The organism is Neomicrococcus lactis, from assembly GCF_014200305.1.
Taxonomy (GTDB): domain Bacteria; phylum Actinomycetota; class Actinomycetes; order Actinomycetales; family Micrococcaceae; genus Neomicrococcus; species Neomicrococcus lactis.
In genome coordinates this window covers 1,858,619-1,884,228 of the sequence record NZ_JACHBL010000001.1, presented here as the reverse complement: position 1 = coordinate 1,884,228, position 25,610 = coordinate 1,858,619, and the positions used below count along the sequence as shown (strand labels likewise).

21 protein-coding genes and 5 riboswitches are annotated in these 25,610 nt (G+C 58.0%); of the genes, 13 read left to right on the top strand and 8 right to left on the bottom strand.

Going from position 1 to position 25,610, the window contains the following annotated elements; all coding sequences use genetic code 11:
* Positions 1-116: 116 nt before the first annotated feature.
* Together BKA12_RS08505 and acs are read right to left on the bottom strand one after the other, a co-directional pair.
* Positions 117-560, bottom strand: coding sequence for a hypothetical protein (locus tag BKA12_RS08505; RefSeq protein WP_183642567.1), 444 nt, complete (start codon positions 558-560; stop codon positions 117-119).
* Between the two features lie 941 nt (positions 561-1,501).
* The gene (gene acs, locus BKA12_RS08500; RefSeq protein ID WP_183642564.1) at positions 1,502-3,460 is read right to left on the bottom strand and encodes an acetate--CoA ligase; all 1,959 of its coding nucleotides are present in this window, start codon (positions 3,458-3,460) and stop codon (positions 1,502-1,504) included.
* A riboswitch (SAM riboswitch) is annotated at positions 3,454-3,541 on the bottom strand. Its footprint overlaps the gene before it by 7 nt.
* A 148-nt stretch (positions 3,542-3,689) precedes the next feature.
* On the opposite strand from acs, the gene BKA12_RS08495 reads away from it, so the two are divergent.
* Complete coding sequence (locus BKA12_RS08495; RefSeq protein ID WP_183642561.1) at positions 3,690-4,514, top strand: SDR family oxidoreductase; 825 nt, start codon at positions 3,690-3,692, stop codon at positions 4,512-4,514.
* Positions 4,515-4,548: 34 nt separating this feature from the next.
* On the opposite strand, the gene BKA12_RS08490 is transcribed toward BKA12_RS08495, so the two are convergent.
* The 3 genes from BKA12_RS08490 to BKA12_RS08480 all read right to left on the bottom strand — a co-directional run bounded on the left by BKA12_RS08490 (position 4,549) and on the right by BKA12_RS08480 (position 7,460).
* Positions 4,549-5,388 carry an ABC transporter permease gene (locus BKA12_RS08490; protein WP_183642558.1) on the bottom strand — a complete coding sequence of 280 codons (840 nt, stop codon included), beginning with the start codon at positions 5,386-5,388 and terminating at the stop codon, positions 4,549-4,551.
* The gene (locus BKA12_RS08485; RefSeq protein ID WP_183642555.1) at positions 5,385-6,455 is read right to left on the bottom strand and encodes an aliphatic sulfonate ABC transporter substrate-binding protein; all 1,071 of its coding nucleotides are present in this window, start codon (positions 6,453-6,455) and stop codon (positions 5,385-5,387) included. Before BKA12_RS08485 ends, BKA12_RS08490 begins: the two co-directional genes overlap by 4 nt.
* A gap of 147 nt (positions 6,456-6,602) precedes the next feature.
* The gene (locus BKA12_RS08480; RefSeq protein ID WP_183642551.1) at positions 6,603-7,460 is read right to left on the bottom strand and encodes an ABC transporter ATP-binding protein; all 858 of its coding nucleotides are present in this window, start codon (positions 7,458-7,460) and stop codon (positions 6,603-6,605) included.
* A 3-nt stretch (positions 7,461-7,463) separates the two neighbouring features.
* Positions 7,464-7,566, bottom strand: a riboswitch (SAM riboswitch).
* 186 nt (positions 7,567-7,752) lie between these two features.
* Here BKA12_RS08480 and BKA12_RS08475 point away from each other — a divergent pair.
* Complete coding sequence (locus tag BKA12_RS08475; RefSeq protein ID WP_183642548.1) at positions 7,753-9,006, top strand: acyl-CoA dehydrogenase family protein; 1,254 nt, start codon at positions 7,753-7,755, stop codon at positions 9,004-9,006.
* 78 nt (positions 9,007-9,084) lie between these two features.
* A riboswitch (SAM riboswitch) is annotated at positions 9,085-9,176 on the top strand.
* Between the two features lie 51 nt (positions 9,177-9,227).
* A complete protein-coding gene (locus tag BKA12_RS08470; RefSeq protein WP_183642544.1) occupies positions 9,228-10,631 on the top strand; it encodes an LLM class flavin-dependent oxidoreductase in 1,404 nt (467 codons plus the stop codon).
* 279 nt (positions 10,632-10,910) lie between these two features.
* Here BKA12_RS08470 and BKA12_RS12645 read toward each other — a convergent pair whose 3' ends face one another.
* On the bottom strand, positions 10,911-12,068 hold the full coding sequence (locus BKA12_RS12645) for a histidine kinase (RefSeq protein ID WP_183642541.1): 1,158 nt from the start codon (positions 12,066-12,068) through the stop codon (positions 10,911-10,913).
* A gap of 256 nt (positions 12,069-12,324) precedes the next feature.
* Positions 12,325-12,504: a hypothetical protein gene (locus tag BKA12_RS08460; protein ID WP_183642538.1), complete on the bottom strand. Its 180-nt coding sequence runs from the start codon at positions 12,502-12,504 to the stop codon at positions 12,325-12,327.
* An 85-nt stretch (positions 12,505-12,589) separates the two neighbouring features.
* Here BKA12_RS08460 and BKA12_RS08455 point away from each other — a divergent pair, with 85 nt between their 5' ends.
* From BKA12_RS08455 to BKA12_RS08420, 8 genes are all read left to right on the top strand, one after another.
* Positions 12,590-13,279 (top strand): response regulator, encoded by a 690-nt coding sequence (locus BKA12_RS08455; RefSeq protein WP_183642535.1) that lies wholly within the window; start codon positions 12,590-12,592, stop codon positions 13,277-13,279.
* Between the two features lie 120 nt (positions 13,280-13,399).
* Positions 13,400-13,489, top strand: a riboswitch (SAM riboswitch).
* Positions 13,490-13,605: 116 nt separating this feature from the next.
* Entirely contained in the window at positions 13,606-15,237 is a 1,632-nt protein-coding gene (locus tag BKA12_RS08450; protein ID WP_338087477.1) for an ABC transporter substrate-binding protein, read from the top strand.
* Positions 15,238-15,243: 6 nt separating this feature from the next.
* Positions 15,244-16,200, top strand: a complete 957-nt coding sequence (locus tag BKA12_RS12640) for an ABC transporter permease subunit (RefSeq protein WP_183642531.1) — start codon at positions 15,244-15,246, stop codon at positions 16,198-16,200.
* Positions 16,201-16,213: 13 nt separating this feature from the next.
* The gene (locus tag BKA12_RS08440) at positions 16,214-17,107 is read left to right on the top strand and encodes an ABC transporter permease (protein ID WP_338087476.1); all 894 of its coding nucleotides are present in this window, start codon (positions 16,214-16,216) and stop codon (positions 17,105-17,107) included.
* Between the two features lie 20 nt (positions 17,108-17,127).
* Positions 17,128-18,741, top strand: coding sequence for an ABC transporter ATP-binding protein (locus BKA12_RS08435; RefSeq protein ID WP_183642528.1), 1,614 nt, complete (start codon positions 17,128-17,130; stop codon positions 18,739-18,741).
* A gap of 65 nt (positions 18,742-18,806) precedes the next feature.
* The gene (locus BKA12_RS08430) at positions 18,807-20,078 is read left to right on the top strand and encodes an acyl-CoA dehydrogenase family protein (RefSeq protein WP_183642525.1); all 1,272 of its coding nucleotides are present in this window, start codon (positions 18,807-18,809) and stop codon (positions 20,076-20,078) included.
* The gene (locus BKA12_RS08425) at positions 20,079-21,509 is read left to right on the top strand and encodes an NtaA/DmoA family FMN-dependent monooxygenase (RefSeq protein WP_246361642.1); all 1,431 of its coding nucleotides are present in this window, start codon (positions 20,079-20,081) and stop codon (positions 21,507-21,509) included. It begins immediately after the preceding gene.
* A 214-nt stretch (positions 21,510-21,723) separates the two neighbouring features.
* Positions 21,724-21,814: riboswitch (SAM riboswitch) on the top strand.
* Positions 21,815-21,966: 152 nt separating this feature from the next.
* Positions 21,967-23,208, top strand: coding sequence for an acyl-CoA dehydrogenase family protein (locus tag BKA12_RS08420; RefSeq protein ID WP_183642523.1), 1,242 nt, complete (start codon positions 21,967-21,969; stop codon positions 23,206-23,208).
* Between the two features lie 155 nt (positions 23,209-23,363).
* Here the strand turns inward: BKA12_RS08420 and BKA12_RS08415 are convergent, their stop codons facing one another.
* Positions 23,364-24,002 (bottom strand): NADPH-dependent F420 reductase, encoded by a 639-nt coding sequence (locus tag BKA12_RS08415; RefSeq protein ID WP_183642520.1) that lies wholly within the window; start codon positions 24,000-24,002, stop codon positions 23,364-23,366.
* A 132-nt stretch (positions 24,003-24,134) separates the two neighbouring features.
* On the opposite strand from BKA12_RS08415, the gene BKA12_RS08410 reads away from it, so the two are divergent.
* The gene (locus BKA12_RS08410; RefSeq protein ID WP_183642517.1) at positions 24,135-24,542 is read left to right on the top strand and encodes a CoA-binding protein; all 408 of its coding nucleotides are present in this window, start codon (positions 24,135-24,137) and stop codon (positions 24,540-24,542) included.
* 49 nt (positions 24,543-24,591) lie between these two features.
* The gene (locus BKA12_RS08405) at positions 24,592-25,569 is read left to right on the top strand and encodes an AEC family transporter (protein WP_183642514.1); all 978 of its coding nucleotides are present in this window, start codon (positions 24,592-24,594) and stop codon (positions 25,567-25,569) included.
* The last annotated feature ends 41 nt before the right edge of the window (positions 25,570-25,610 follow it).

Here is a 25,610-nt window from a genome sequence, read left to right as displayed (position 1 = left end):
GACTTGCAGAATCGTCGGTCAACAGGCAACGAATATGCAAGTTTGGCAACGATTGCGTTTGGTGACTCGAGTGGCAACTACAACCGAATCTCCTGAATCAGCGAGGTGTCTGACGGTTAGTCGCCGAATCGGCGGACGCCTGAGCTCCGGGGTACGCCTGCATTGGAAAGAATTCGGGCCAGTCGCTCTGGGTTCATGAGGTCTGCCCACGTCCAACGGCAGACTCTATGGCCCAATGAACGGATTCCATCTTCGCGCAGCTTTTCTTCGTAGACCACTCGGCTCGGCTCCTTGCCTGACACCTGCATGGACTTGGTGTATTTGTGAGCTCCATCGAATTCGCCGACAACTCGCACGTTCGGCCAAAAATAGTCAGGCCTGACAAAGCGACCGCTAGGAAGTTGCATCGGTACTTGAAGTTGGGGTGCTTCAAAACCCAGCTTGTGGATGAGAGCATGGCTCAGCGATTCGCCGACGGACTCGTTGGCGAGAGTCGCAAAGGCGATTGCCTCTTCGAAAGCTCTCCGCCTGCAGGGGATCGGTTGACCCTGGGCAAGCATGATTAAGAATTCTTTAGTCCAGCGCACAGTCCCGTCAGCTCGTGCGCTTATTTGGCGTCCGCAGGCTTCGTATATTTCGCTCCGCAAAGTCGTTCCGGAACGAAGGAGATGCTCAATGATGACTACACGTGATTCGAAAGGGAAACTATGGATGCAACGAATGAGGGCTTGACTAAGAGTTTCAGTGGCAACCCTGTATGACCAATCCTCTAAGGAAAGCTCAGTGCTCCTTGAACCTGACAAGAGCTGGCCACGAATTCTTGGAGGCTGTGGCAGCACGGCAACCTCTTGGCGGCCAGAGTTCTGCGCTGCATAGCGCACTCTCGCGTCAGGAAGGTTGCCGTAACACCCAATTGGCGTTCGAACTCGGACGCTACCGAGAGTCTTCACTCCGACAAATATTTGCGGAGACTCGAGGACGCCGGGTTTAACCAAGGGGATTTCATAGAGGCCGAGCGTTGTGGCGCCAACAAAGGTGTGAGGACGAGCCGCCAGCGCCACAGCGCCAACGCATGCTTGAAGCCGGTCTTGGGCCTTCAGGGACAACCACTGCTCGGTCGGCATATAGATGGAAGGATTGAGCCGGACGATGTCGCCGGCCCGAAAGTTTCGAGATAGGCGGGAGTATTCCCCGTCGATGGATCGGTCTTTTCGTGCGGTGATGTACCGGAATTCACTGAATCTCATGCTTTGATGCTCGCGCCACCTGAAGTGAGCAGGACCCTTTCAAGGGCAAACTGTGAGCTCGCGAGCGATTCAAGAGCAAATCACATGGGTGTGTGTGAGGGTGACGCGTGAGCATACGTTCGTGGACTTGCGGATTCGTCGCTTGTGGACCAACGAATCCGCAAGGATGGCGACGATGCGGGACTGGGACCATGACCGGACGCCCGAGACCGGACGGCCGCAGGACGGGAGGCAAGCGCGACGATGGCGAAGCGTTAGGCCCCCACGCGCTCGCGGCAGATCTCGTTGATCTCCGGGATGCACGGCTCGTTCTGCAGCGAGGTGGTGTCGCCGAGTGGAGACCCTTCAAACAGCTGGGTCAACAGGCGGCGCATGATTTTGCCGGAACGGGTCTTCGGCACGTCCGGCACAAACACGATGTCGCGCGGCTTCGCGATGGGCCCAATCTCGTGGGACACGTGAGCCAGCAAGGAGGCCACCACCTCGGGTGATGCCGTTCCAATCAACGACTTGTCGTGTGGCACCACGAACGCGGTCGCGGCATGCCCGGTCTTCGCATCGAAGGTCGGGCACACGCCAGCTTCCACCACGGCAGGGTGGGAGACGAGCGCGGATTCGATCTCGATGGTGGAGAGGCGGTGTCCGGAGATGTTGATGACGTCATCCAAGCGGCCAAGAATCCAGATATCGCCGTCGTCGTCAAAGCGTGCGCCGTCGCCAGCCAAGAACCAGCCCTGCTCGGCGTACTTCTCCCAATAAGACGTGTAGTAGCGGCGCGGATTTCCCCACACCGTGCGCGCCATCGCGGGACCCGTCTTGGTGACCACAATGTGGCCTTGCACGTTCGCTGGGACGGTAGCTGCGTCGTCGTCCACGATGTCCACGGCCAATCCGGGGAGTGCGCGCGAACCACAGCCGGGCTTGAATTTCGTGTCCGTAGGGCGCGGCGACAAAACGGTAGAACCGGTTTCCGATTGCCACCACGTGTCCACCATTGGCACGCCGGCTGGGGTATCGCGGCCAACATTCTTGCGCAGCCAGGTCCATGCCTCGGGATTTACGGCCTCGCCGACGGTGCCGCAGAGGCGGATCGTGGAGAGGTCATACTCGGAGGGGATGCCGTCTGGGAACCAGCCCATGAGCGAGCGCACCAGCGTGGGCGCCGTGTAATAGGTAGTGACGCCGTAGCGCTCAATGACCTCGAAGTGACGGCCGGGGTGCGGCGCATTCGGCACGCCTTCGTAGATCACTTGGGTCACGCCGTTGGAAAGCGGACCGTAAATTTCGTAGGTGTGCGCCGTAACCCACGCGAGGTCTGCGGTGCACCAATGCACGTCCTCCTCGCTGGCTCCGAAGAGGAAGCGGTGGGACCAGCTGGCTTGAGTGAGGTAGCCGCCGGTGGTGTGGACCAGGCCCTTCGGCTGCCCGGTGGTGCCGGAGGTGTACATGATGAAGAGGGGATTTTCGGCGTCGAAAGCGGGTGCCTCGTGGGTTGTTGACTGCCGTACGACGACGTCGTCCCACCAAACATCCCGGCCTTCAGTCCAGGGGATCTCGTCTCCCGTGCGCTTAATAACGAGGACGTGCTCAATGTTGTTCTCGCCCGAGACGGCTTCGTCAGCGTTCGACTTCACGGCCACCGTCTTGCCGCGGCGGAACTGTCCGTCTGTGGTCACAAGGAGCTTGGCTCCCGTATCTTCCACACGGAAGCGCAGCGCCTCGGCGGAGAAGCCGCCGAAGACCAGCGAATGGATCGCGCCGATGCGTGCGCAGGCCAGCGTGATGACGACAGTTTCCACGAGCACCGGCAGGTAAATGACCACGCGGTCACCGTGCTTGATGCCGAGTTCTTCCAGCGCGTTGGCTGCCTGAGCGACTTCCTCCGCGAGATCCTTGTAGGTCACCGCGCGGCGGTCGCCGGGTTCTCCCTCGAAGTACAAAGCGACCTTGTCGCCCTTACCCGCAGCAACGTGGCGGTCGGCGCAGTTCACGGCAGCGTTGAGCTTGCCGTCCTCGTACCAGCGAATGTCCGGCCCACGCTCGTTCGTGGGATCTACCGGGGTAGCCGAGTGAATCTTCGTGAACGGAACGGCCCACTCGAGCTCGCGAGCAGCGTCCGCCCAAAACTCAAGCCGCGCTTCCTCAGAGGGGAAATCCTCGGTGAGCTGCGCCGTCGTAATTGAAGGTGAAAAAGACAAAATTAATCCTTCCATCGGCCCTGGCGGTAGCACCAACTCTTGCGAGGGTTGCTGCGGCGTCGCGGAGCCAGGTCTCTCAGCCGCTCTTGATGGGTACCGTTCTACTCAACGCCACGAGGCGGGGCAGAAGCAAAATGGGTTACGTGGTGTGGCGGGATTTTGCCTCTATCTCAGGCAATGTTGGGCGGATAGTCTGGCAGTGCCCATCAATTGATGACCTCACTGAAGCTTGGGAGTACCGGATATGGCACGTACCTACATCATTACTGGCGCAGGATCTGGCATTGGAAAGAAGACCGCGGAGATTCTGCGCGAACGCGGCGAGACGGTGGTCGGCGTAGACCTTCGCGGAACCGACGTTGAAGGCGACCTCGGCACACCGGAAGGTCGCCAGAAAGCAGTTCAAGATTCGCTCGCCGCGGCCGGCGGAAAAGTTGATGCCGTGATTGCCTGCGCGGGAATTTCTCATCCGATTCCCGCGACGGCCGCCATCAATTACTTCGGCATGACCGAATTTCTCGAGGGACTGCGTCCGGTGTTGGCTGAATCTGATGCTCCGCGTGCGGCACTGGTCTCTTCGATGTCTTCGCTGCAGCCTCAGTTCACCCCGCTCACCGAAGCGTTGCTGAGCAATGACGAAGCCAAAGCCCTCGAAATTGCCGCACAGCTCGCGGAGGATCCGCGCGGTGGCAGCATGATTTACTCATCATCCAAGCGAGCTATTTCCCGGTGGGTTCGCGCGCAATCCGTCACACCGGAATGGGCCGGTGTGGGAATTCCGCTCAACGCTGTGGGGCCGGGAATCGTGACTACGCCGATGACCGCCGATCTGTTGAGCAACGAGCAGGGCGTCAAAATGGTTGATTCCGTGGTGCCGATGCCGCTGAATTACCACCAGCCGCCAGAGTCGATTGCCAACCTGCTGATCTGGCTGACCTCCGTGGAAAACACGCACTGTGCCGGCCAGACCATCTATTGCGATGGCGGCGCGGACGTAGTGCTGCGCGGCGAAGACGCGTGGAGCTGGGCGGACGAGCGCGTGTTGGAGTACTTCTCGAAGCTCGGTTGAGTGTTCCGCTATGCAGCGGTGGGCACTTAGATAGTTAGGCCCACCGCTGGACGGCTTTGCGCTCCACGAGTCCCAACAGCGCGTCCGTGATCTTTCCTATCACCGCGAGCAAAACGATGGCCAGCAAGAGCCGGTCCGTGCGGCCGTTGTTTTGGGAATCCGTGAGCAAGAAGCCCAGACCCATGGATGATGCAATGAGCTCGGCCGCGACCAAGAACAACCAGGCTTGAGCCAGTGCCAAGCGCAGTCCGGAGAAAACGGACGGCACCACGGCCGGGAGCTGGATGGTGGTCAACAACTTGACGCCCTTGAGGCCAAACGCGCGGCCGGCCTCCACGAGGTTCTTGTCCACGTGCTTCAACGCCGAGTACACCGTGGTGAACACGGGGAAGAAAGCACCGATGGCAATCAGGGTGACCTTGGAGTTCTCACCGATCTTGAGCCAGAGGATGAGCAGCGGAACCCATGCGAGCGATGGCACGGCGCGGAAAGCGCCGATGGTCGCCGAAAGTAGGGCGTCCGCGATGTTGGACAGGCCCAGCAGGGAGCCGAACAGCAGACCCAAGAACCCGCCAATGGCGAAGCCCAAGAACACGCGCTGCGTAGAAATCGCGATGTGACCCCACAGCTCGCCGCGGCGGGCCAGATCAATTCCGGCTTCCAAGACGGACCATGGCGACGGCAGCTGGACGGGCGAAAAGACGCCTAGCGCCGTCGTAAAGTGCCACAGCACCAGGATGGCCAGCGGCACAATGGCACCGAGAGCAATACGCTTGCCTACGAGTCCGCTACCGGACCGCAGCGCCGTGGCCGTCGAGTTGTCTGCGCTCGCAGCCGTTGCTACCGAGCTGTCGGGGCCGAGATTGACGCTCATGCGTTGACCTTGGAAGTGTCAGCCTTCTTGGCGAAGGAATCATCAAAGAGGGACGCAAGGGCGGTGTCCACAGTGCCCTGATCCTTCACGTCGCCGGACTGGACGAAGATCGGTCCAACCTTCTCGAGAACAGCGCGCTGCTTCTCGCCCGGGGTGGAATCCACATCGAGGTTGCTGCGCTCGGAGATGACCTTCTTGGCCACGGCCGCATCGAGACCGGCGACCTTCGCGAGAATCTCTTCCGTCTCTTCGACGTTCTTGAGTGCCCAGGCACGTGCGTATTCGTAAGCGTTCACTACTGCCTGCGCGATTTCCGGCTTCTCCTTCAAGAAGGACTCGGTGGCGTTCAAGAAGCCGTAGGTGTTGAAGTCCACGTTGCGGAAGATGAGCTTCGCGCCGGCCTGCTCGGCTCCGGCCATGATGGGATCGAGGCCGCTCCATGCGTCCACGGATCCGTTTTCGAGAGCGGCGCGGCCGTCAGCGTGCTGCAGGTTCTGCACCGTGACGTCCGATGCCTTGAGGCCGTTCGCCTCGAGAGCCTGGAGCAAGAAGAAGTATGGGTCCGTACCCTTCGTGGCGGCCACGTTCTTGCCCTTGAGATCAGCGACAGAAGCGATCGTGGAATCCTTCGCGACTACCAGCGCGGCCCATTCTGGCTGCGAGTACAAGAGGATGTTCTTGATGGGCGAGCCGTTCGAGCGGGCCAAGAGTGCGGCGGATCCGGCGGTGGATCCTACGTCGATGGCGCCGGCGCGCAAGGCTTCGTTGGCCTTGTTCGATCCCGCGGACTGCACCCAATTCACGGTGTAACCCTGATCCTTGAGCGTCGCCTCGAGCCAGCCCTTCTCCTTCAACACGAGGGAGAGCGGGTTGTATGTTGCGAAGTCGATGTTCAGGACTTTGCCGGCGGCATTAGCGGACGACGACGCAGCTTGCGAACCAGCGGACTGGCCACTTCCGCCTTCGCCTGCGCAAGCAGAAAGGAAGGTTGCGGCAGCGAGTGCGCTCAGTCCCAGGACGGAGCGGCGAGTGGTGACTGCGGAGAAGGATTTAGCGGTGAAAGACATGATGGTGCTCCTCAAGAAATGTGGTTGAAAGTAGTTATTGAAGACAAGGTTGTTGAAGCTGTGTGGTGGCGAGGCGGCGTCGTTATAGAACGACGTGCCGTTTTGATCGCCTGAACGTGTGACCGTTTGACCGTTTGAGAGCCGGGCTTAGTGACGGTGTGCGTCGACGCCGAGGCTCGAGAGCAGTTCGGCGCGCATTCGTGCCAGTTCTGCCGACGCGCGATCGCGTGGGCGTTCGCCGGGGACCGTCAGGATCCGTGAAATCGTGGCTCCTGGTTTGCCATCCTCCACTCCCAGAACCACAATCCGGTCGGCGAGCTGGAGGGCTTCGTCGACGTCGTGGGTAACCAGAAGAACCGTTGCCGGGTGAGCTTGGTGAACGGAGAGCAAGAGGTCTTGCATGTTCAAGCGGGTGAGTGCGTCGAGTGCGCCGAAAGGTTCGTCGAGCAAGAGCACGCCGGGACGGCGAGCAAGTGCACGAGCCAAGGAGGTGCGCTGTGCCATGCCGCCGGAAACTTCGCGAGGACGCAAGTGCGAGCTTTCGCCAAGTCCCACGAGCTGCAAGAGACGCTTCACGCGCTCAGCACCTTCAGCCTTCGGGGTTCCCGATGGCAAACCGAGTTCCACGTTCTTAGCCAGGTTTTGCCACGGCAAGAGTCGGGGTTCTTGGAAGGCCACTGCACAACGTGGGTCGATGCCTTTGACGGGTTCGCCGTCAATGAGAATTCGTCCCGAGCTGGGCTGATCCAGTCCGGACGCTGCGCGCAACAACGTGGACTTTCCGGAGCCGGAAGGACCCAGGATTGCCACGATCTCGTGAGGCTGGATGTTTAGGTCGATGTTCCGCAGGACCACCTTGGTATTCCCCGAGACGGCTGGGAAAGAGCGGCCCACGCCCTCAAAGCGCACTCCACTTGCCGACTCACCGCTTGGTGCGTTCTGGCTTGGTGCTGAAGCCTCGGCCACGACATCAGGTGTCGTGAAAGCGCGTACGTCTGTAGTCATTTCTCTCCATCGGTTCTGGCGTTAGCACCGTCCGCGAATCGAAAGGATTCGCTGGGGGTTGCTGCGGCGTCGTCGAGCCAGATCTCTCAGCCACTCATGATGGGTACCGAATAATTGAAAGCCTTGCTGGAAGCCTTCTCCAAATTATGACTCGAAAATTTCACAACATGTCACAATCGTTGCGTCTGATTCGATCGATAGTGAACCCTTGGATCACCCACCGAGCAATTTATTCATCAGGACGCCCTCTTCTGAGGTTCTTTGTGTCCCACTCTCGGAAAGCGACAATCCCTTGAGCACTTCAACTCTCAACGCGACGACCTTCGAAGCGGTCGCGCAAAAGTATCGCCCCATCTTCGAGCGCATCGCCGAAGGCGCGGTAGACCGCGAACTCAACGGCACTCTTCCTCATGAGCAGATTCAGTGGCTGAAGGACGCCGGCTTCACAGCCGCGCGCGTTCCACAAGAATTCGGCGGCGACGGCCTGAACTGGGAAGAGTTCACTGAACTTCTCATTGAACTGGCCGCGGCTGACAGCAACATCCCGCAGGCTCTTCGGTCTCACTGGGCGTTTGTCGAGGAAAATCTCTACCACCACGGCCTGACGCGCAACGGTAAGACGGGCGACCGCACTGAATGGTTCAAGCGCTTTGTTGCCGGCGAGATTGCTGGCAACGCGTGGACGGAACCAGGTCAGGGCGGCGTGGGCACGGTCCTCGACGAGCGTGACGGCCAGCTGGTCCTCAACGGCACCAAGTTCTACACCACCGGCACCATCTTCGCCGAGTGGATCGACGTGCTGGCCAAGCGCCCGGATGGCTCCGATGTATCCGCCTACGTCAGCACCAAGACTCAGGGCATCGAGACTCTCGATGACTGGGACGGCTTCGGACAAAAGGGCACCGGCAGCGGCACCACGATCTTCACGAACGCACCCGTTGACGCGGAAAACGTCTTCGACTTCGAGGTGCGCTTCCCGTACCAGACTGCGCTGTACCAGCACATTTTGTTGATCGCACTGTCCGGCGCGGCTCAGGGAGCGGCCAACGAAGTGGCGAAGCAGGTCCGCGAGCGCAAGCGAGTCTTCGGCCACGGCAATGCAGACACGGTGAGCCAGGATCCGCAGATCCTTCAGGTGGTCGGCGAAGTCAGCGCGAAGGCGTACGTCGCCGCAGCTGCCACCTTGCGCGTGGGCCGCGCTTTGGATCGCGCGTTCAACTCACGCCTCGAAGGCGATGCTGTCGAGAAGGCCGCCAACGTCTCTGTGGAACTCGAGTCCGGCTTGGCTCAGGTTGTCTTGAGCCCACTCGTTACGGAAGCCACCGGCCAGATCTTCAACACGCTCGGCGCATCCTCGACGAGCACCGCTAAGTCGCTGGACCGCTTCTGGCGCAACGCTCGCACCGTCGCCACCCACAACCCTTTCATCTACAAGGCGCGCATCGCCGGTGACTGGGCCGTCAACGGAATGGAACCGCCCACCGTTTGGACCATTGGTGAAGCGGGAATTGACGATAAGCGCCACGGCCAAGCGGCGGCGTCGTAATCAAAAATTTGCAGTGATCATTACAGAATGCGGCCCCCGTATTTCGCGGGGTCGCATTCTGGGTGTGCAATGGAGAAGTACCCATCCAGAGCGGCTGAGAGATCTGGCTCAACGACGCCGCAGCAACCACCTCATCAAGAGGAAGGTGCTACTGCCAGCAACGATGGAGAAGCTCGAACCGCGCCCTGCGTGGGTTCTTCTCGTCGGGAAGGAACCAAAAAATGACTGAAATCGCTCCCCGCCGACACGTACGGTTCAACGCTTTCGACATGAACTGCGTGGTCCACCAGTCCCCAGGATTGTGGCGCCACCCGCAGGATCAGGCCTGGCGTTACAAAGACATCACCTACTGGACCGAACTCGCGAAGCTCTTGGAAAAGGGCAAGTTTGATGGCCTGTTCATCGCTGACGTCCTCGGCACGTATGACGTTTTCAATGGCACCAATGAGGCGCCGTTGTCCTCCGGAGCGCAGGTTCCCGTCAACGATCCGTTCCTCCTGGTTTCCGCGATGGCAGCTGTCACGCAGAACCTCGGCTTCGGCGTCACCGCCGGCACCGCCTACGAGCACCCGTACCCGTTTGCTCGCCGCTTGGCCACGCTCGATCACCTGACCAACGGCCGTGTGGGTTGGAACGTGGTGACTGGTTACTTGCCGTCCGCCGCACGCAACATGGGTCAAGAAGACCAAATGGAGCACGACGAGCGCTACAACCACGCCGACGAATACCTCGAAGTGGTCTACAAGCTGCTCGAAGGTTCGTGGGAAGAGGATGCCGTCCAGCGCAACCGCGAGACCGGCGTCTACACGGATCCGTCCAAGGTGCACCCGATCAACCACGAGGGCAAGTACTTCAAGGTTCCCGGCATCGCCATCACGGAGCCATCTATCCAGCGCACCCCGGTCATCTTCCAGGCAGGCGCATCCTCGCGCGGCATGAAGTTCGCGGCCGAAAACGCTGAGGCGGTCTTCGTGACCTCGCCGACCAAGGAACTCCTGACGAACACCGTCAAGAAGATCCGCGACGCCGCCGAGGCCGCTGGCCGCGACCGCTACGACATCCGCATCTACGCGATGCAGACCATCATCACGGGTCCTGACACGGCTTCCGCGCAGGCGAAGTTTGAGGACTTCAAGCAGTACGTGGATCCGCAGGGCGCGTTGGCTCTCATCTCCGGCTGGATGGGCGTTGACCTCTCCCAGTACGACCTCGACGACAGCATCGGCGCGAACGTGAAGTCCAATGCCATCCAGTCCTCCGTGGAGACCTTCCAGAAGGCCTCCGGCGATGACGGAAACCCATGGACCGTGCGCCAGCTGGCCGAGTGGGTGGGCGTGGGCGGCTTCGGCCCGATTACCGTGGGCTCCGGCGCTGACGTCGCGAAGAAGCTCGTGGAATGGGTCGACGAGACGGACGTGGACGGCTTCAACCTCGCCTACGCCATCACGCCTGGCACCTTCGAGGATGTTGTGGAGTTCGTGGTTCCCGAATTGCAGAAGCTCGGCGCGTACCAAGAGGAATACTTGCCTGGCTCGCTGCGCAACAAGCTCTTCGGCAAGGGCGATCGTCTGCATGCGAACCACAAGGCGGATCAGTTCCGTTTGAAGGTTCCTGCTGACGCATAGTTCGTTAGTGGCTTCTTAGTTCCGGTCCTCCTTTTTGCGTGGGAGGGCCGGAATTTTTTTGAGGACGACGGCGGTGCTCGAGTGAGTGCCCGGCTTGCGGTATGTGCCCCCGACTTGCTCGTTCAAATTTGCTCGTTAAATGGCGGATGGCCGGCACACACTCCGGCCATCCAGTTCCCATTTCTTGCCCGTCACCAAGGGCACTATTAACGTTACGAGGCGTTTTCCTGCTCGGCGATAGCCATTCGTCTAGACTTCAACGATTTGGGGCTTTGGGGCTTAGATTTCCACGCCACGGATGGGAACGGTGACCTCGAGGCGCCAGGTTGTCGCCGTCTGGATGACGTCCAACTTTCCGCCTAGGCTCGAGGTGCGGTCGCTGATGCTTCCCAAACCTAGGCCAGCATTTGCGTTCTTGGCGTTCGACGATCCGTTGCCATTGGTTGCTGGGGCCTTCTGGTTCTGGATCCGGAGGATCACGTTGCCCTCAACGGTGTCCACGCAAATGGAGCAGTCGCTCGACGGGGTGGCGTGTTTCAGGATGTTCGTGGTGGCTTCTTTGAGGATGCGGTGCATCGCCACCTGAATGCGACGGGGGAGCTCGTCAATGTCGCCATTGATGTTCTCCGTGACGCTGAAGCCGATGGACTCCAACTGCCGTGACGCTTGATCGATGCTTCGACGAAGGGTCAGCGTCGATGCGCCGGCGGCAGCTCCACCCTCTTCGGCGGACAGGCTCTTGTCTGAGAGGTGTGCTTCTTCGGAGGACTTTAGAACGTTCAGCAGCAGGCGCAGGTCCTGGAGGGTGTTGCGGGCCGACTGGCCAATGACTTCCAGAGACTCGGATGCGAGCTTGGGGTTCTTCGCAAAGGATGCCGCTTGAGCTTGCATGGCGATGATCGTGATGTCGTGGGCCACGATGTCATGGAGGTCTCTCGCGATTGAAAGACGCTCGGCTGCGCTTGCTTCTAGCTGCAGAGTGCGCATCTCTTCGATCTCGGCAATATGCCGCGCTTGAGCTCGCCAACTACGGCGAATAAGGGTGCCGATCAGTGCGCCAACGCCCAAAAGCGGAATGCTGAAGTACAGAATCGGTCGGTCGTTGGGCCACATGAACCACAGTGAAACGGACCAGAGAATCCACGCTGCGACGAAGGCCGCAATGAAGACCCGGTTTGCCGTTGCCACCACGACGGCAAAGATCAATGGGGTCACGATGATCGCGTAGCCGTATTCGTGAACTGGTAGTGACAAGGCCAGGCCGGCGATAGAAATGACGCCAGCGATGGTCGATCGAATCCACAGGAAGCCCGTCGCCGCCAAGTAAATCAAAGCAACGTTGGCTACGTTTGCTGCTCGGTTTCGAACATCGGCGTTTTGCTCGATGAAAAGAGAGAGCACGTCAGTCGCCGCGTAGGCCATAACAATGATCGACACAATTGCGAGCGTGAACTTATCAGCTTTTCGCGCGCCGAAAAGGCCCGAAATCCATATCGAAAAGATCCCGGGTTTCTGAGGAGTGCTGCTGGCGCTGTTCACAGGTACGACTCTACGTAAATCCGCCATCTGACGCGGGATCAAATGCGTGGACTTACGCAGAGTCGTAATTCCAGCCTCGAATGGCATTCTGGCGAAGGTGTGTGCGTCACCGGATTGCAGCCGAGGTCAGCAAGTGAATGAGAAGTCTTGAGGTTTAGCGTGGGCACCATGCGCCGTAGGTGCGGCAGAACCAAGCGCCCAAATCGGACGAGAATCCGGTTGTAGTAACTACATCAGAGGAAGTAGGCGCAGTCGCGGCGCTTGCTGAAACAGGCATTGCGAAGGCGGAAAGAGCGATGATGGCAACGGCGGTGAAGCGGGAAATGGTTTTCATACCTTCCATTGTCCCAAGTGTTCCCGAGCCTGCGGTTAGCCATTCGTCTAAACTTCTGGCCGATGTTCATGGCTACAATGACGCCATGCCTGACTCTCACTCTGCAGACGCCCCTATTCGAGTCCTTATTGCTGATGACGAGTCACTGATGCGGCAAGCTTTTCGCACCATTATTGACACCGCTGACGGTTTTGAATGCGTGGGCGAGGTGCGCAATGGCGCGCAAGCGCTCCACCACGTTGAGATGCTGAATCCTGACGTGGTCCTCATGGATTTGCAGATGCCAGAGATGGACGGCGTCGAGGCCACGGGTCGAATCGTGGAGAAATACCCCGACGTGAAGATTCTCGCCGTCACCGCATTCTCTTCCGAAGAATATTTGATTCCCGCGTTGCGAGCGGGCGCTGCCGGCTACCTGGTCAAGGACACCACGCCCGAATCGATGCTCTCCGCCATTCGCTCTGTCTACGCAGGCGAGTCTGTTTTGTCTCCAGCTGTAAGCCGCAAGCTCGTGGATAAGGTCATGTCGCAGCCGGCGCACGGCGGCGTGAGCACTCCGCGCCCTGAGCTCGGCGAGCGCGAACTCGAAGTGGTCCAGTACCTGGCAAATGGCCTCAATAACGCGGAAATCGCGGCGCGATTGGGCTATTCCGAGGCTTCCGTCAAGCTCTACCTCAGCCGCGCGATGGCCAAGCTCAACGTCCGCGACCGCGTCCAGACACTCATTGTCGCCATGCAATGGGGTTTGGTTACGCCGAATCTTGACCGCAATTAATTAGGACGACGCCAATTCAGTTCTGCGATAAGAACTTGCGTTAGTTGCGAAATATTTCAACGTAGGGCGTCTCTGTTTTGCGCAATCGAACAATCTGCGATTAGATAGATCCACAACAACACACCATCAAGAGCGACCGAGAGACCTGGCTCAGTGACGTCGCAGCAACCACCTCTTTGAGGCCGGTGCTACCGCCAGGACCGATGGAGACTTCACCATTTCGCCTCGGTCCAACTTCGGGAGATTCTCCCGAGCGTAGGGCTATGTCGTGTTTCAGCGCGGCCGAAATCGGTGCGTATTCCTCGGCTACACCGAGAGGATCAGCAGTGCGACTTAAGACTTTTGCATTCAAGACTTCCGCGGCGCTCGCCGTATTGGGACTGTCCTTGACTGCTTGCAGCAGCAATAGCAGCGCCACCAAGGCGGTCGGTGGGACCAGCGATAGCAGTACCCCGGTTTCTGGAGGAACTTTCACCTACGCGGAAGTCACTCCCATCAAGAACTGGCAGACGCAGGCTGCGCGATTCTATGAAAAGGCGAACGTTCTCAACAGCGTTCTCGACCGACTGACGTATTACGACACGGAGAAGGGCGAGATCGTTGGCTGGATTGCCTCGAAGTTTGAGAGCAACGATGCAAAGACTGAGTACACCTTCACTATTCGTGATGGCGTGACCTTTTCGAATGGAACACCGCTAGACGCCGCTGCTGTCAAAGCGAACTTGGATGCGCTTGGTTTGGGCATCGAGTCTGCACAGATCCAGCCCAACGTGGACTTCTCGGCATACAAGTCGTCTGAAGTTGTTGGCAAGAATCAGGTTCGCGTGACCCTCAAGCGATCTGACGCGAACTTCCTCCGGGCAACCACATCCGTGGCCGCTGGCCTGGTTTCTCCTGAGACGTTGAAGCTCGATAACGCTGGTCAATCAGCCATTTCTAAGATCGTGGGCTCAGGACCATTCGTCTTCAAGTCGGAAAAGGCTGATGAGGAAGTAGTCTTCGCCAAGCGGGCCGACTACAAGTGGGCTCCTGCCACTGCGAAGAATCAAGGCGCTGCCTACATCGATGAATTGGTCATCAAGTACTTGCCTGAAGTCGCGCACCGCGCTGGTGCGGCACAGTCCGGCCAAGTCGATTTGGTTCGTGGTCTTCAGCCAATTGATGAGCAGACCCTCAAAGCTGGCGGCGGGACGGTTTATGCCGCCTCCGGTGTTGACTTGACTGCCAATATGGCTGCTGCCCGTATCGGTTCAGGAAAGCTTGCAGACGAAAAGGTACGTCACGCTCTTCAATCGGGAATTGATCGTCAAGCTATCAAGGACACCGTGCTCTCGGATTCCTACGAAATCGCCGGCTCGATCGTGAATCACAAGGCGGAAGGTTACGTAGACCTCTCGGCAGATCTCGCATATGACCCAGAAAAGTCCAAGAAGCTTCTTGACGAAGCTGGATGGAAGGTCGGCGCAGACGGGATTCGGGAAAAGGACGGGGAGAAGCTGGAAGTCACCGTTTCTTCGTCGAATAACTCTGTAGTGATCAAGCCTGCTTTCGAACTGATCGAGCAGCAGTGGCGTGCAATCGGAGTGAAATTGGTGAATCGCGCCGGCGACAACACCTTCCTGACCAACGCACTCGTGGATTCGAAGATTGAGTTCTTTGGAACTCGTCAATTCGCATACGGCGGACTTGGACCCGTTTTCGGACCAGCCAACAACACGCAAACGCTCAACGCTGATGAGGAACTGAACTCCTTGTTCGTCAAGGAGCAGGCTGCAACAACCGAAGAAGAGCATCTCAAGCTCGTAGGCGATGAGCAGCGAGCCCTGGTTTCGGAGAAGGCTCTGACGCTTCCACTCTGGGACGAAGTCCAGGTATACGGAGCTAATGAGAAGGCCCATGTTGAGTTCACTTCGGGAACCGCTCCGATTTTCCAAAGTGCATGGAAGTCTAAGGACTAAGTCGTCGTGTCTCTCTATATCGCTAAGCGAGTTGCCCAAGCAGTACTTGTCGTTTTGCTCGCCTACACCGCCGTCTTCTTGGCGGTGCAGGCGTTGCCAAACGATCCAGTCACTATCTTCTTGTCAACGGATGCATCCGCGGATCCAGCGACGATCGCGCAGATGAAGTCGCACTACGGCTACGACCAGCCAATTCTTGTGCAGTACTTCAGTCAGCTCGGAGGCATTCTTGCTGGCGACCTAGGGTACTCCCTGTCTTCAGGTGCTCCGGTCGCGAGCCGAATCGCCGAGGTCATTGGATCCACGCTGACACTTGCCTCAAGCGCATTTGTCTTCGCAGTTGCCCTTGCCTTGGTTATTGTCACGGTGGGCACGCTCTCTAAAGCCTTCTGGATCAAGAAGCTTTTCGTGAACTTGCCGCCGTTGATGGTGTCCATCCCGGTCTTCTGGTTGGGGCTCGTGCTGCTGCAAGTACTCGCCGTTCAGTTGGATGTGATGTCCCTCTTCCCAGATGGATCATTCTTGTCTCTGGCTGTCCCCATTTTCGTCTTGGCAGTGCACCTCAGCGCTCCCATCGCACAAGTTCTGTTCAAGAGCATTCAGACCATCGAGCAGCAGCCATTTGTGGATGTACTTCGAGCAAAGGGCGCAAGCGACGCGTGGATCTACTTCCGTCATTTGCTCAAGAATGCAGCACCATCTGCACTATCAATCGCCGGCATCACTATCGGAACACTGCTGGCTGGATCGGTCATCACCGAAACGGTCTTTGCACGCGCCGGCCTAGGCCAACTGATTCTCAACGCGGTGACTGTTCAGGACATTCCGTTGATTCAGGGCCTAGTGATCCTCACAGCAATCGCCTTTACAGGTGTCAACCTCCTGGTTGATCTCATCCATCCAAAACTCGACCCGCGCATCATTAGTGCTGACTCGCACTCCGCTCGCGCGCTCGCTGCATAACAAGGAGGAACTGGTGAGTGTTTTAGTCGAAACTCTTGCTGTCGACGAACAGCGGTCAGATCTCATCCCTGCAGCAAAGGAGCCAGAGCAGCAACAACGGCGAAAGTCGGGCTGGTCGTTCCTCGCGCAATGGTGGATCTTGTTGCCACTTGGAGTCTTGGTTCTCTGGGCGATTGCTCCGGGATTGCTGACATCGCAGGATCCCATTGATGGGGTGCCTCTGGACAAATTCCAGGCCCCAAGTTCTGAGCACCTTTTCGGAACAGATCATCTGGGTCGAGATGTGTTCACGCGCGTGGTCTACGGAACGTCGCAGACGTTACTGACGGCTGGAATAGCTGCCGTCGTTGGCTGTGTGGTGGGGGTTGTGCTGGGTCTGGCTGCATCGACGCTTGGTCGATTCGCCGACTCAGCGGCCATGCGAATCATCGACGTGATCTTGTCTGTTCCCGGATTTCTCGTTTCTTTGATCATCGTGACTGCCACGGAACCCGGGCCGGTGTCTCTCGGCATCGGTGTGGGAATCGCGTCGATCGCCGTCTTCGCGCGATTGGTGAGGACCGAAGTTCTTAGAGTGCGTTCGCATGACTTCGTCAATGCAGCGCTCATGAGCGGCGGATCCTACTTCTCTGTGTTGCGCACGCACATCCTGCCTCACGTTATTGGACCGGTGTTGGCGCTTCTGCCAGTCGATCTGGGTGCTGCGATCTTGGCAATCTCAGGTTTGGGGTTCCTTGGTTTCGGATCACCGCCTCCAACGCCTGAGTGGGGACTCTTGATAGCAGAGGGCCGGCAGTACATCGCCGTGGCCTGGTGGCTCACGACTCTTCCTGGATTGGTCATCGTGGCGACGGTAATCCTTCTGGCTGCCCTTGGTCGCAGCATCAACAAGACTTTCCGTTTCTAAGAACCCGAGGAATATTGAAGATGTCTACTCAAGATATAAATATTGCGGGCGCTCTGAAGATTCGCGAACTTTCCGTCCAGTACGCGCAGGGGTACAAGGCGCTTAAGGACGTCACGCTAGAGATTCCAGACGGGCAGATCGTTGCCATTGTCGGTGAGTCTGGATCGGGCAAGTCGACTCTCGCTAAGTCCTTGATTGGACTGCTGCCGCGGGACGCAACGGTTGAGGGGCGAATCGAGATCAGGTCCGAGAACGTACTCGAGTACACGCCGAGCCAGTGGCGGACGCTGCGCGGTGTTGGCGTTGGCCTGGTTCCGCAAGACCCAGGAGCATCACTGGATCCAGTAAGAACTATCGGTTCTCAAATCATTGAGGTGTTTAAGCTTCACCCAGCTCGCGCCGGTGCACGGTCGTCGTGGAAGCAAAATGCCATTGATCTACTGGAAAGTGTGGGCATTGACCGGGCTGAGTATCGGCTCTCCCAATATCCGCATGAGCTCTCTGGTGGACTCAAGCAGCGAGTTCTCATCGCAATTGCCTTTCCCCTAAATCCCAAGTTGCTCATTGCGGACGAGCCCACCAGCGCACTCGACGTTACCGTTCAACGCAAGGTGCTGGAAGTGTTCGTGAAGCTGGCGCGTGAACGTGGCACCACGGTCCTCTTCGTTACCCATGACATTGCTGTGGCAACCGATATAGCCGACAGAGTTCTTGTCATGAATAGCGGCTCCATCTTGGAAGATCGTGCGGTTCGCGAACTAGTAACCCAAAGCGTAAATCCGTACACGAAGGCACTTATTGCACACTCCACGATTGAACCAGATCAGAAGGATTCCAGCGGTTTGTCTGAGACGGCACTGGAAGTAAAGAACCTCGTGAAGACCTTTGGTGACGGGAAGAGTGCTCACGTAGCCGTCAACAACGTCTCCTTCTCCGTCCCGAAAGGCACCACTTTCTCGCTGGTGGGGGAGTCGGGATCCGGTAAGTCGACCACGGCAAAGATCATGCTGTCGTTGATCTCGCCGGATTCCGGTCAGGTGATTGTTAATGGCCTAGACGTCACGAACGCCAAGGGCAATCAGCGTCGCGGCCTGTGGCGTGAGGTGCAGTTTGTGTTCCAGAATCCTGACTCGGCCCTTGACCCGCGCCATTCCGTGGAACGCATCATTGCTGAGCCTCTTTTGAACTATAAGCTCGGGTCACGTTCTGAGCGAGAGCGCCGAGTTACGGAACTCCTCGTTAGCGTTAATCTTCCGGATCGGGTCAGAACCAAGCGCCCGGCCGAGCTGTCGGGTGGCCAGCGACAGCGCGTGGCTATTGCTCGAGCACTCGCAGCGGGAGCTCAGATCCTAGTTTTGGACGAGGCACTCAGTGCTCTGGACGTGCTCACACAGGAGCAGATCCTTTCGCTACTGAATCGCCTTCAAAAAGAGGCCGGACTTACCTACCTCTTCATCTCGCATGACTTGAAAGTCGTTGAACGCATCAGTGACAACGTGGGAGTGCTAAAGAATGGCGAGCTGGTTGAAGTTGGGCCGGCCTCAGATATTTTTGCAAACCCCCAGAACGATTACACCCGCACATTGCTTGACTCCGCACCAGGTCAGGTCTTGAAAGAACTTGTCGGCGTCTAGACAGTCGTGCCTGACAGCCCGTTCGACGAAAAAGCTTTTGCTAAAACCACAAGGTAGGAACCACATTGACAACAACTTCTGCAAAGCCTGAATTCGACATCGATACCCTGAGCGAGGAAGCGAAGTATCAGCGTCTTTCGAACCAGTTCGCTGATGTTTTTGCGCGAATTGCTGAAGGAGCAAAGCATCGAGAACTGGACCACGAACTGCCATTTGAGCCAGTCCAGTGGCTCAAGGATGCCGGGTTTACCAAAGTGCGAGTTCCGCAGGAGTTCGGTGGTAGTCCCGTTAGCCATGAGCATCTCTTCCGGTTGCTCATTGACCTGTCGGCGGCGGATTCAAACGTTTCCCACCTACTGCGGTCTCATTTCTCGTTCGTAGAGACCATTTCTCGTGAACCGAAAGAATTCCAAGAACGCTGGTACGCACGAGTGCTTAACGGTGAGATTTTTGGAAATGCCGCAACGGAACGCGGTGGAAATGTCCTGGGAACGACGAACACGAAGCTCGTAAAGCTGGACTCAGGTTGGGTTTTGCGTGGCGAGAAGTTCTACACGACGGGTTCCATCTTTGCCGACTGGATTGTGGTTATGGCGACAACTGACGGCGTTGAGGGACGTCAGTATGCGATCGTTCCGCGGCATGCGAAAGGTGTGCAGATTCTGGATGACTGGGACGGGTTCGGCCAGCCTCTCACCGGTACAGGAACGGCGATTTTTGATGACGTTCCTGTCGACGAAGAGAACATCATTCAGCGTCGTCCGAGTTCCACACTTGAACCTGCGTTCTTCCAGACCTGTCTTCTCGCAGTCCTCGTAGGCATTGGACGGGCTGCTCGTGATGAGGCCGCGAAGATTGTTGCGACTCGAACTCGCACGTTCAATACAGGTTCGGGCGTCGCGTTTAAGGACGAGCACCTTATTCAGCAGTTGGTCGGCAACCTTGCCTCTAACGTCTTTGCCGCACAGGCCATTGTTGAGACGGCTGCCCGAAGCTTGGACGCTGCCACTGATGAGTCACTTGGACTGAGCCCAGAGGAAGGCTACCTGCGAGCGGAACTTGCAGTGCAGCAAGCGCACGTCGCGGTTCCCAAGTTGATCCTTGATGCAACGAGCGAACTGTTCGATGTAACTGGCGCGTCGGCTGTTTCGACTTCCAAGGCGCTGGACCGATACTGGCGAAATGCCCGCACGGTTGCAACCCATAACCCAGTGGCGTTCAAAGCTCGTTCGGTGGGGGACTACTTCATCAACGGCACGATTCCGCAGGGACTTAATGCCATTGGAGAAGCGCCGGCATCTTCAACGTCCTCAGAGCTGAAGGCGGGATCAAACTAATTGGGCACTTTCGATGAGCGACCACGGTTGGCGCTTTCTGCGTTCTTGATGAACACGTCCAGCCACATCCTTGGTGGATTGTGGCGTCACCCGGATGCGCAACAGCACCGTTTCTATGATTCGCAAATCTGGATTGATTTGGCGAAGAAGCTCGAAGCGGCGAAGTTCGATTCCTTGTTCTTTGCCGACGTGGTGGGCCTTTACGGCGACCACGAGGGCGGCTGGGCATCTCACGTGCGCAAAGGTTTGCAGATTCCAACGCACGATCCACTGACGTTGCTCGCAGCGATTGCTACGCATACGAAGGACATCGGACTCGCGGCAACCAGCTCCGTGATTCAGGCGCATCCTTTCCAATTCGCCCGGCAAATGTCGACGCTGGATCACATTTCCAATGGTCGTGTGGGGTGGAACATCGTCACGAGTGTGCTGGCCAATGCCCACATCAACTTCGGAGCTTCAACGTTGCCGGCACACGATGACCGGTACGGATGGGCTGAGGAGTACGTCGCTGCGTCCTACAAGCTGTGGGAGGGGTCCTGGGACGACGACGCTCTGCTTGCGGACAAGGACAGCGGAATCTATGCCGACCCTGCCAAGGTGCACAAGATTAACCATCGCGGGGACTACTACTCCATTGATGGACCACATCTGGCGTTGCCGAGTGCCCAGCGCACACCATTCTTGTTCCAAGCCGGTTCATCCCCACGAGGCGTACAGTTTGCGGCCACTCATGCGGAAGCTACTTTCCTGTTTTCTCCTCATCCTGAGTATGTCCGAAAGAAGGACGCTCAGCTCACTGAGCAGCTAGCAGCTGCGGGTCGGAAGCGTAGTGACATCAAGGTCTTTGCCGGATTGTCCTTCGTGGTCGGTTCGACAGAGGAAGAAGCAAAGCGGCTTGAAGCTGAATACGACGAATATCTAGATCTTCACGCCATCATTGCTCACATCGGCGGTGGCCTGGGCGTGGACTTCGGCGGCTTGGACCTTGATACGCCGATCGGTGAGGTGAAGACCGAGGGAGCTCAGGGAGTTCTTGAAGCAGCTCTAGCCTCGACTCCAGGACGAAATCCGACGCTGAGGGACTTGGCGTATTACCGGGCAAAGCAACAGCAAATTGTTGGAACACCCGATCGCATTGCGGACACGTTGTTGGAGTGGCAGGACGCAGGAATTGATGGGGTAAACGTCATCAATCACATCCTTCCTGGTTCCTATGACAACTTCATCGATGGCCTCCTTCCTGAACTTCAGGACCGGGGCATTGCCCAACGCGAGTACGCTCAGGGGTCTTTGCGGCAAAAGCTTTTCGGGCGCGGAGATTACTTGCCTGCAAACCATCCAGCTGCACAGTATCGGGGTGCTTTTGACGACCTCTCGGCAGAAGCAGCTGAGCGGTCCCTGGAATTGGCTCGGGGGAGCGAGGGCTAGGCCCAAACCGGATATCAGGGGTGCGTCAGCGGTTGATGAAATCAGTCCTGACGCACCTTTGTCCTGCGCCCAGCGGCAGATGCGCTGTCATTCGATGAAATACGCATGCAGGGGAAAATGTTCGACATAAAGTTACATCTGTGTCGAAATATTTACGTCAAGCTGTCTCAGGCTTGCAAATTCAAAGAATCTTCGATTAGATTTTAGTTACCACTTACCATCAAGAGCGACTGAGAGACCTGGCTCCGTGACGTCGCAGCAACCACCTCAATCGAGGCCGGTGCTACTGCCAGGACCGATGGAATGCATGAGCAATTTCTTCTGTCCGTAAGCCGAGCTGTTGTGGGGTTCGGCTTGTGATCGGGATCTGGCTGCGCGCGTTTCATCGGGGCGATGAAAGGAAAGCCATGAGAACTTCACTTACCTCCCCACTGACTGTGTGCAGCGAGGTCTCCCGATGAGTCAGCAACAGTTTTCTTGGAGCTTGGCAGTCGGCACCGAATACCAGCAGCTTCAGCGCCGATTCGCTCCGATCTTTGCTCGCATCGCTGACGGTGCACTGGCCCGAGACCTTGAGCGGGTCCTGCCGTTTGAACAGGTCAAGTGGCTCGATGACGCTGGCTTCGGAGCACTTCGCGTTCCGGCAGAATTCGGGGGCGCTGGTGTTTCACTTGAAACGCTTGGACGCTTGCTGATCGACTTGGCGGCTGCGGATTCCAACGTGGCGCACTTGTACCGTTCGCACTTGGGCTTCGTGGAGTCGGTTCGATTCTTCGATCCGGCCCGCCGTTCGGAATGGTACGGCCGCATCCTTCAGGGCGAAACGGTAGGAAACGCGTCCACGGAAAAGGGCGGAAACGTCATCGGAACGCTCAACACCAAGCTCACTCGGGCGCTTGACGGAACCTGGCGCCTCAATGGCGAAAAGTTTTACTCCACGGGCACCGTGTTCTCCGACTACACGCGAGTATCCGTAGCTGTCGACGGTCGCGAAGGACGTTCGTTCGTCTTGGTGCCGATCAATGCGCTAGGCGTCTCTGTTTTTGATGACTGGGACGGCTTTGGCCAAAAGCTCACTGGTACTGGAACTACGGTTTTCGAGGACGTCGTGATCCCAGAAAACCTGATCTTTGAACGCACTATTGGAACGCTTCCGGCCATTACCGAAGCCGCATTCTTCCAGTACGTCTTGCTGGCTGTGCTGGCCGGCATTGCGAGAGGTGCTCGAGACGCTGCGGCGGAGCTGGTGTTAAAGCGCCAGCGCACGTTCAACACAGGCAGTGGCTTGCCGTTCCGTGAGGATCCATTGATTCAGTCTGAAATTGGACGCATTGCTGCCAAGGCGTTCGCTGCGGAATCGACGGTGCTGGCTACTGGTCGAGAGCTCGATACAGCTCTTAACGAAGCTCTGGAAACGGGCGATGTCAGTGGTGCGTACCGGGGCGAAGTGGCCGTTGAAGCTGCGCAGATCATTGTCCCGGAGCTCTCACTTGATGCCGCTCAGGCCCTGTTCTTGACTGTTGGCGCATCGGCAACGAGCACCAGTAAGGGGCTAGACCGCTTTTGGCGGAACGCTCAGACGGTGGCGACGCACAACCCGATTGCGTTCCGAACCCGAAGCCTCGGCGACTTCTACATCAACGGCACGATTCCCGAAGGCCTCAACGCCATCGGTGACGCGAAGCCGCAGACAGCCTGAAGTTTGAGGCAGCCATAGATTTGCGGCGACGTAGCGGATGGTGGGCATTAGCGTCCTCAGGGAAACCGCGGGACGCAGGCTGCGTCGTCGTAATTTAAAATAAGCAGGGCGCACACTCCGAACGTGAGTGGGCGCCCTGCGGTCTTTGGAACTAACTAGCCAGCAATCTGGATTGCGGAACCCCACTGGAAGTTCTCGTAAGCCGGGTTGACCTGGAGGGCCATGTGGAGGAGCTGGAAGCCCTCGAGCTCGCGAGCGTGGTGCAAGCCGCCTACTTCGATGGCGCGCATATCGGCATCGTTTACGAGGGATACGACGGCGCTGCGTGCTTCGGCGGAATCTGCGGCGATGAACACGTCAAGTGGCTGGCCGTTGATCTTGCCGGATGCAAGGTTGCCTGCGAAGACGGTGTTGAATGCCTTCACGAAGGTGGCGTTAGGTGCCAATCTTGCGAGTTCCTCGGCAGCGGACGTGCCGGCAGGAACCGTGAGGGAATTGAAGGTCTCGAAGTTAACGGGGTTGCTGATGTCGATCACGATCTTGCCGTCCAACGCGGAGCCGAGGCTCTTGACGACTTCCTGAGCGGCATCGAAAGGCAATGCCAGGACAACGATCTTGCCGGAAACCTTCTGGTCAAGTGCGGCGCCGGAAACGGCTCCGCCAAGCTCGGCTGCGAGTGCTTCAGCCTTTGAGGCGTCGCGAGTGAGGATCTCGAGGGAACGATCTGCAGCAACGACGCGCGAGCCGATGCCGCGAGCCATGTTTCCTGCACCGATGATGGTTACGTCAGCCATGTTGGAACTCCGATTCGTAAAGAGCGAGGCGAGCCACGCGAAGAAATTCTTGAATATGTTGGTCACGCTATGTGTAACTAACTTGAATCTTCAAGTATTCCCGAGCGGTGAACATGCAAGTAGGGTGAGGGCATGAATGATCCCGAAGTCATACGACGTCTCTTGACCACGCCCGCCAGATGGGCTGTGGTGGGGCTCTCGAATAATCCTTTGCGCGCGGCGCTGGGTGTATCGCTTCAGCTCAGGGACCGGTTTGGCATGGAGATTGTGCCCGTGAATCTGGGCGGTCAGGACGTTCACGGCGAGAAGGGGTACCGGAAACTTGCCGATATTCCGGGGCGCATCAACGTGGTGGACTGCTTCGTGAACTCGCAGAAGGTCGGTGCCGTGGTAGATCAAGCCATCGAGGTCGGCGCGGATGCGGTGTGGATGCAGCTGGGCGTGATTGATGAGGCGGCGGCTGAGCGTGCTCGGGCTGCCGGGCTGGACGTCGTCATGAACACGTGTCCTCTGATCGAAGCGCCGAAGTTTGGGTTGTAGGGTTAAAACGCCCTTCTGAGCACTACTGCGAGCACAATCCGAGTGAGTCATGTTTCTTGAAATCCTGCTGAAGATCCTTCCTCTATTCTTGGGGATCTTGGTGGGCTTCATCTGTAGCTACTGGAACCGATTCAGAAACGCGGAGCCCGCGATCTCGGCGTTCGTGTTCTTCATTGCGCTTCCGTGCTTGCTGTTCTTCTTGACGGCCAAAGCCGATCTTTCCCACGGCATTCCAGGTGCCGTTTTGGCATCCATCTTGGTGGGAACGCTCGTGTACTGGGCGTTGATTGGTTTGGTCTTTTGGCTCACGAACGGCCGTAATCTGAACATCGCGCTGTCGTCCTCGATGGGCGGCGCTTTCGGAAACGTCGCCTACCTCGGCATCCCCGTAGTCATGGGTGTGCTGGGACCGGCTGGTTACCTTCCCGCAATCATCATCCAGTTGGTCCACAACGTCATCTTCATGGTGGGCTATCCGCTGATCCACGGAGTCATGTCGCCTCAAGGATCGGGCAGCAAGGTGCGGCAGTTCGGCCGGGCTTTGCGTGACTCCCTCTTGAAGAATCCCATCATGTGGGCCGTTATTTTGGGCTTCGTGGTGAATTTCGTGGGGTGGCCCCAAGATGGACCCATCATGGAGTTCGCTGACTTGATGTCCGCGGCGGCGTCTCCGGCTGCTCTCTTCGCGGTGGGTCTGGGCCTTCGCCCATCGTTTCAGGCCATCCGCGGTGGTCAGCTCAAGATCCTGCCGGTGGGCTTCGCGACGGTTGCCAAGCTTGTGATTCTCCCGGCCATCACGTTCCTCGCGCTGCTCACGGTAGGGCAGTCCTTGTTCACGATGGACGGCGGCAAAGACTGGATCTTCGCGATCCTCATCATGGCAGGCATGCCCACAGCGGGCACCGCTTTTGTTCTCGCTACAGCGGCCAAGGGCGACGCCAACCTCGTGGCGGCTACCATTCTGGGCACGAACATCTTTGCGGCAGTGACCTTGCCGTTGCTCGCGACGCTCGCGCTCTCTCAGTAACTAGCGCTCTCTCGGTAGCCACCTCTCTCAGTAACCACCGC

Bases quoted from the DNA above. Each gene is read 5' to 3' on its own strand.
- BKA12_RS08505 (WP_183642567.1), bottom strand. From the start codon at position 560: ATGCTTGCCCAGGGTCAACCGATCCCCTGCAGGCGGAGAGCTTTCGAA.
- acs (WP_183642564.1), bottom strand. From the start codon at position 3,460: ATGGAAGGATTAATTTTGTCTTTTTCACCTTCAATTACGACGGCGCAG.
- BKA12_RS08495 (WP_183642561.1), top strand. From the start codon at position 3,690: ATGGCACGTACCTACATCATTACTGGCGCAGGATCTGGCATTGGAAAG.
- BKA12_RS08490 (WP_183642558.1), bottom strand. From the start codon at position 5,388: ATGAGCGTCAATCTCGGCCCCGACAGCTCGGTAGCAACGGCTGCGAGC.
- BKA12_RS08485 (WP_183642555.1), bottom strand. From the start codon at position 6,455: ATGTCTTTCACCGCTAAATCCTTCTCCGCAGTCACCACTCGCCGCTCC.
- BKA12_RS08480 (WP_183642551.1), bottom strand. From the start codon at position 7,460: ATGACTACAGACGTACGCGCTTTCACGACACCTGATGTCGTGGCCGAG.
- BKA12_RS08470 (WP_183642544.1), top strand. From the start codon at position 9,228: ATGACTGAAATCGCTCCCCGCCGACACGTACGGTTCAACGCTTTCGAC.
- BKA12_RS08460 (WP_183642538.1), bottom strand. From the start codon at position 12,504: ATGAAAACCATTTCCCGCTTCACCGCCGTTGCCATCATCGCTCTTTCC.
- BKA12_RS08455 (WP_183642535.1), top strand. From the start codon at position 12,590: ATGCCTGACTCTCACTCTGCAGACGCCCCTATTCGAGTCCTTATTGCT.
- BKA12_RS08435 (WP_183642528.1), top strand. From the start codon at position 17,128: ATGTCTACTCAAGATATAAATATTGCGGGCGCTCTGAAGATTCGCGAA.
- BKA12_RS08420 (WP_183642523.1), top strand. From the start codon at position 21,967: ATGAGTCAGCAACAGTTTTCTTGGAGCTTGGCAGTCGGCACCGAATAC.
- BKA12_RS08415 (WP_183642520.1), bottom strand. From the start codon at position 24,002: ATGGCTGACGTAACCATCATCGGTGCAGGAAACATGGCTCGCGGCATC.
- BKA12_RS08410 (WP_183642517.1), top strand. From the start codon at position 24,135: ATGAATGATCCCGAAGTCATACGACGTCTCTTGACCACGCCCGCCAGA.
- BKA12_RS08405 (WP_183642514.1), top strand. From the start codon at position 24,592: ATGTTTCTTGAAATCCTGCTGAAGATCCTTCCTCTATTCTTGGGGATC.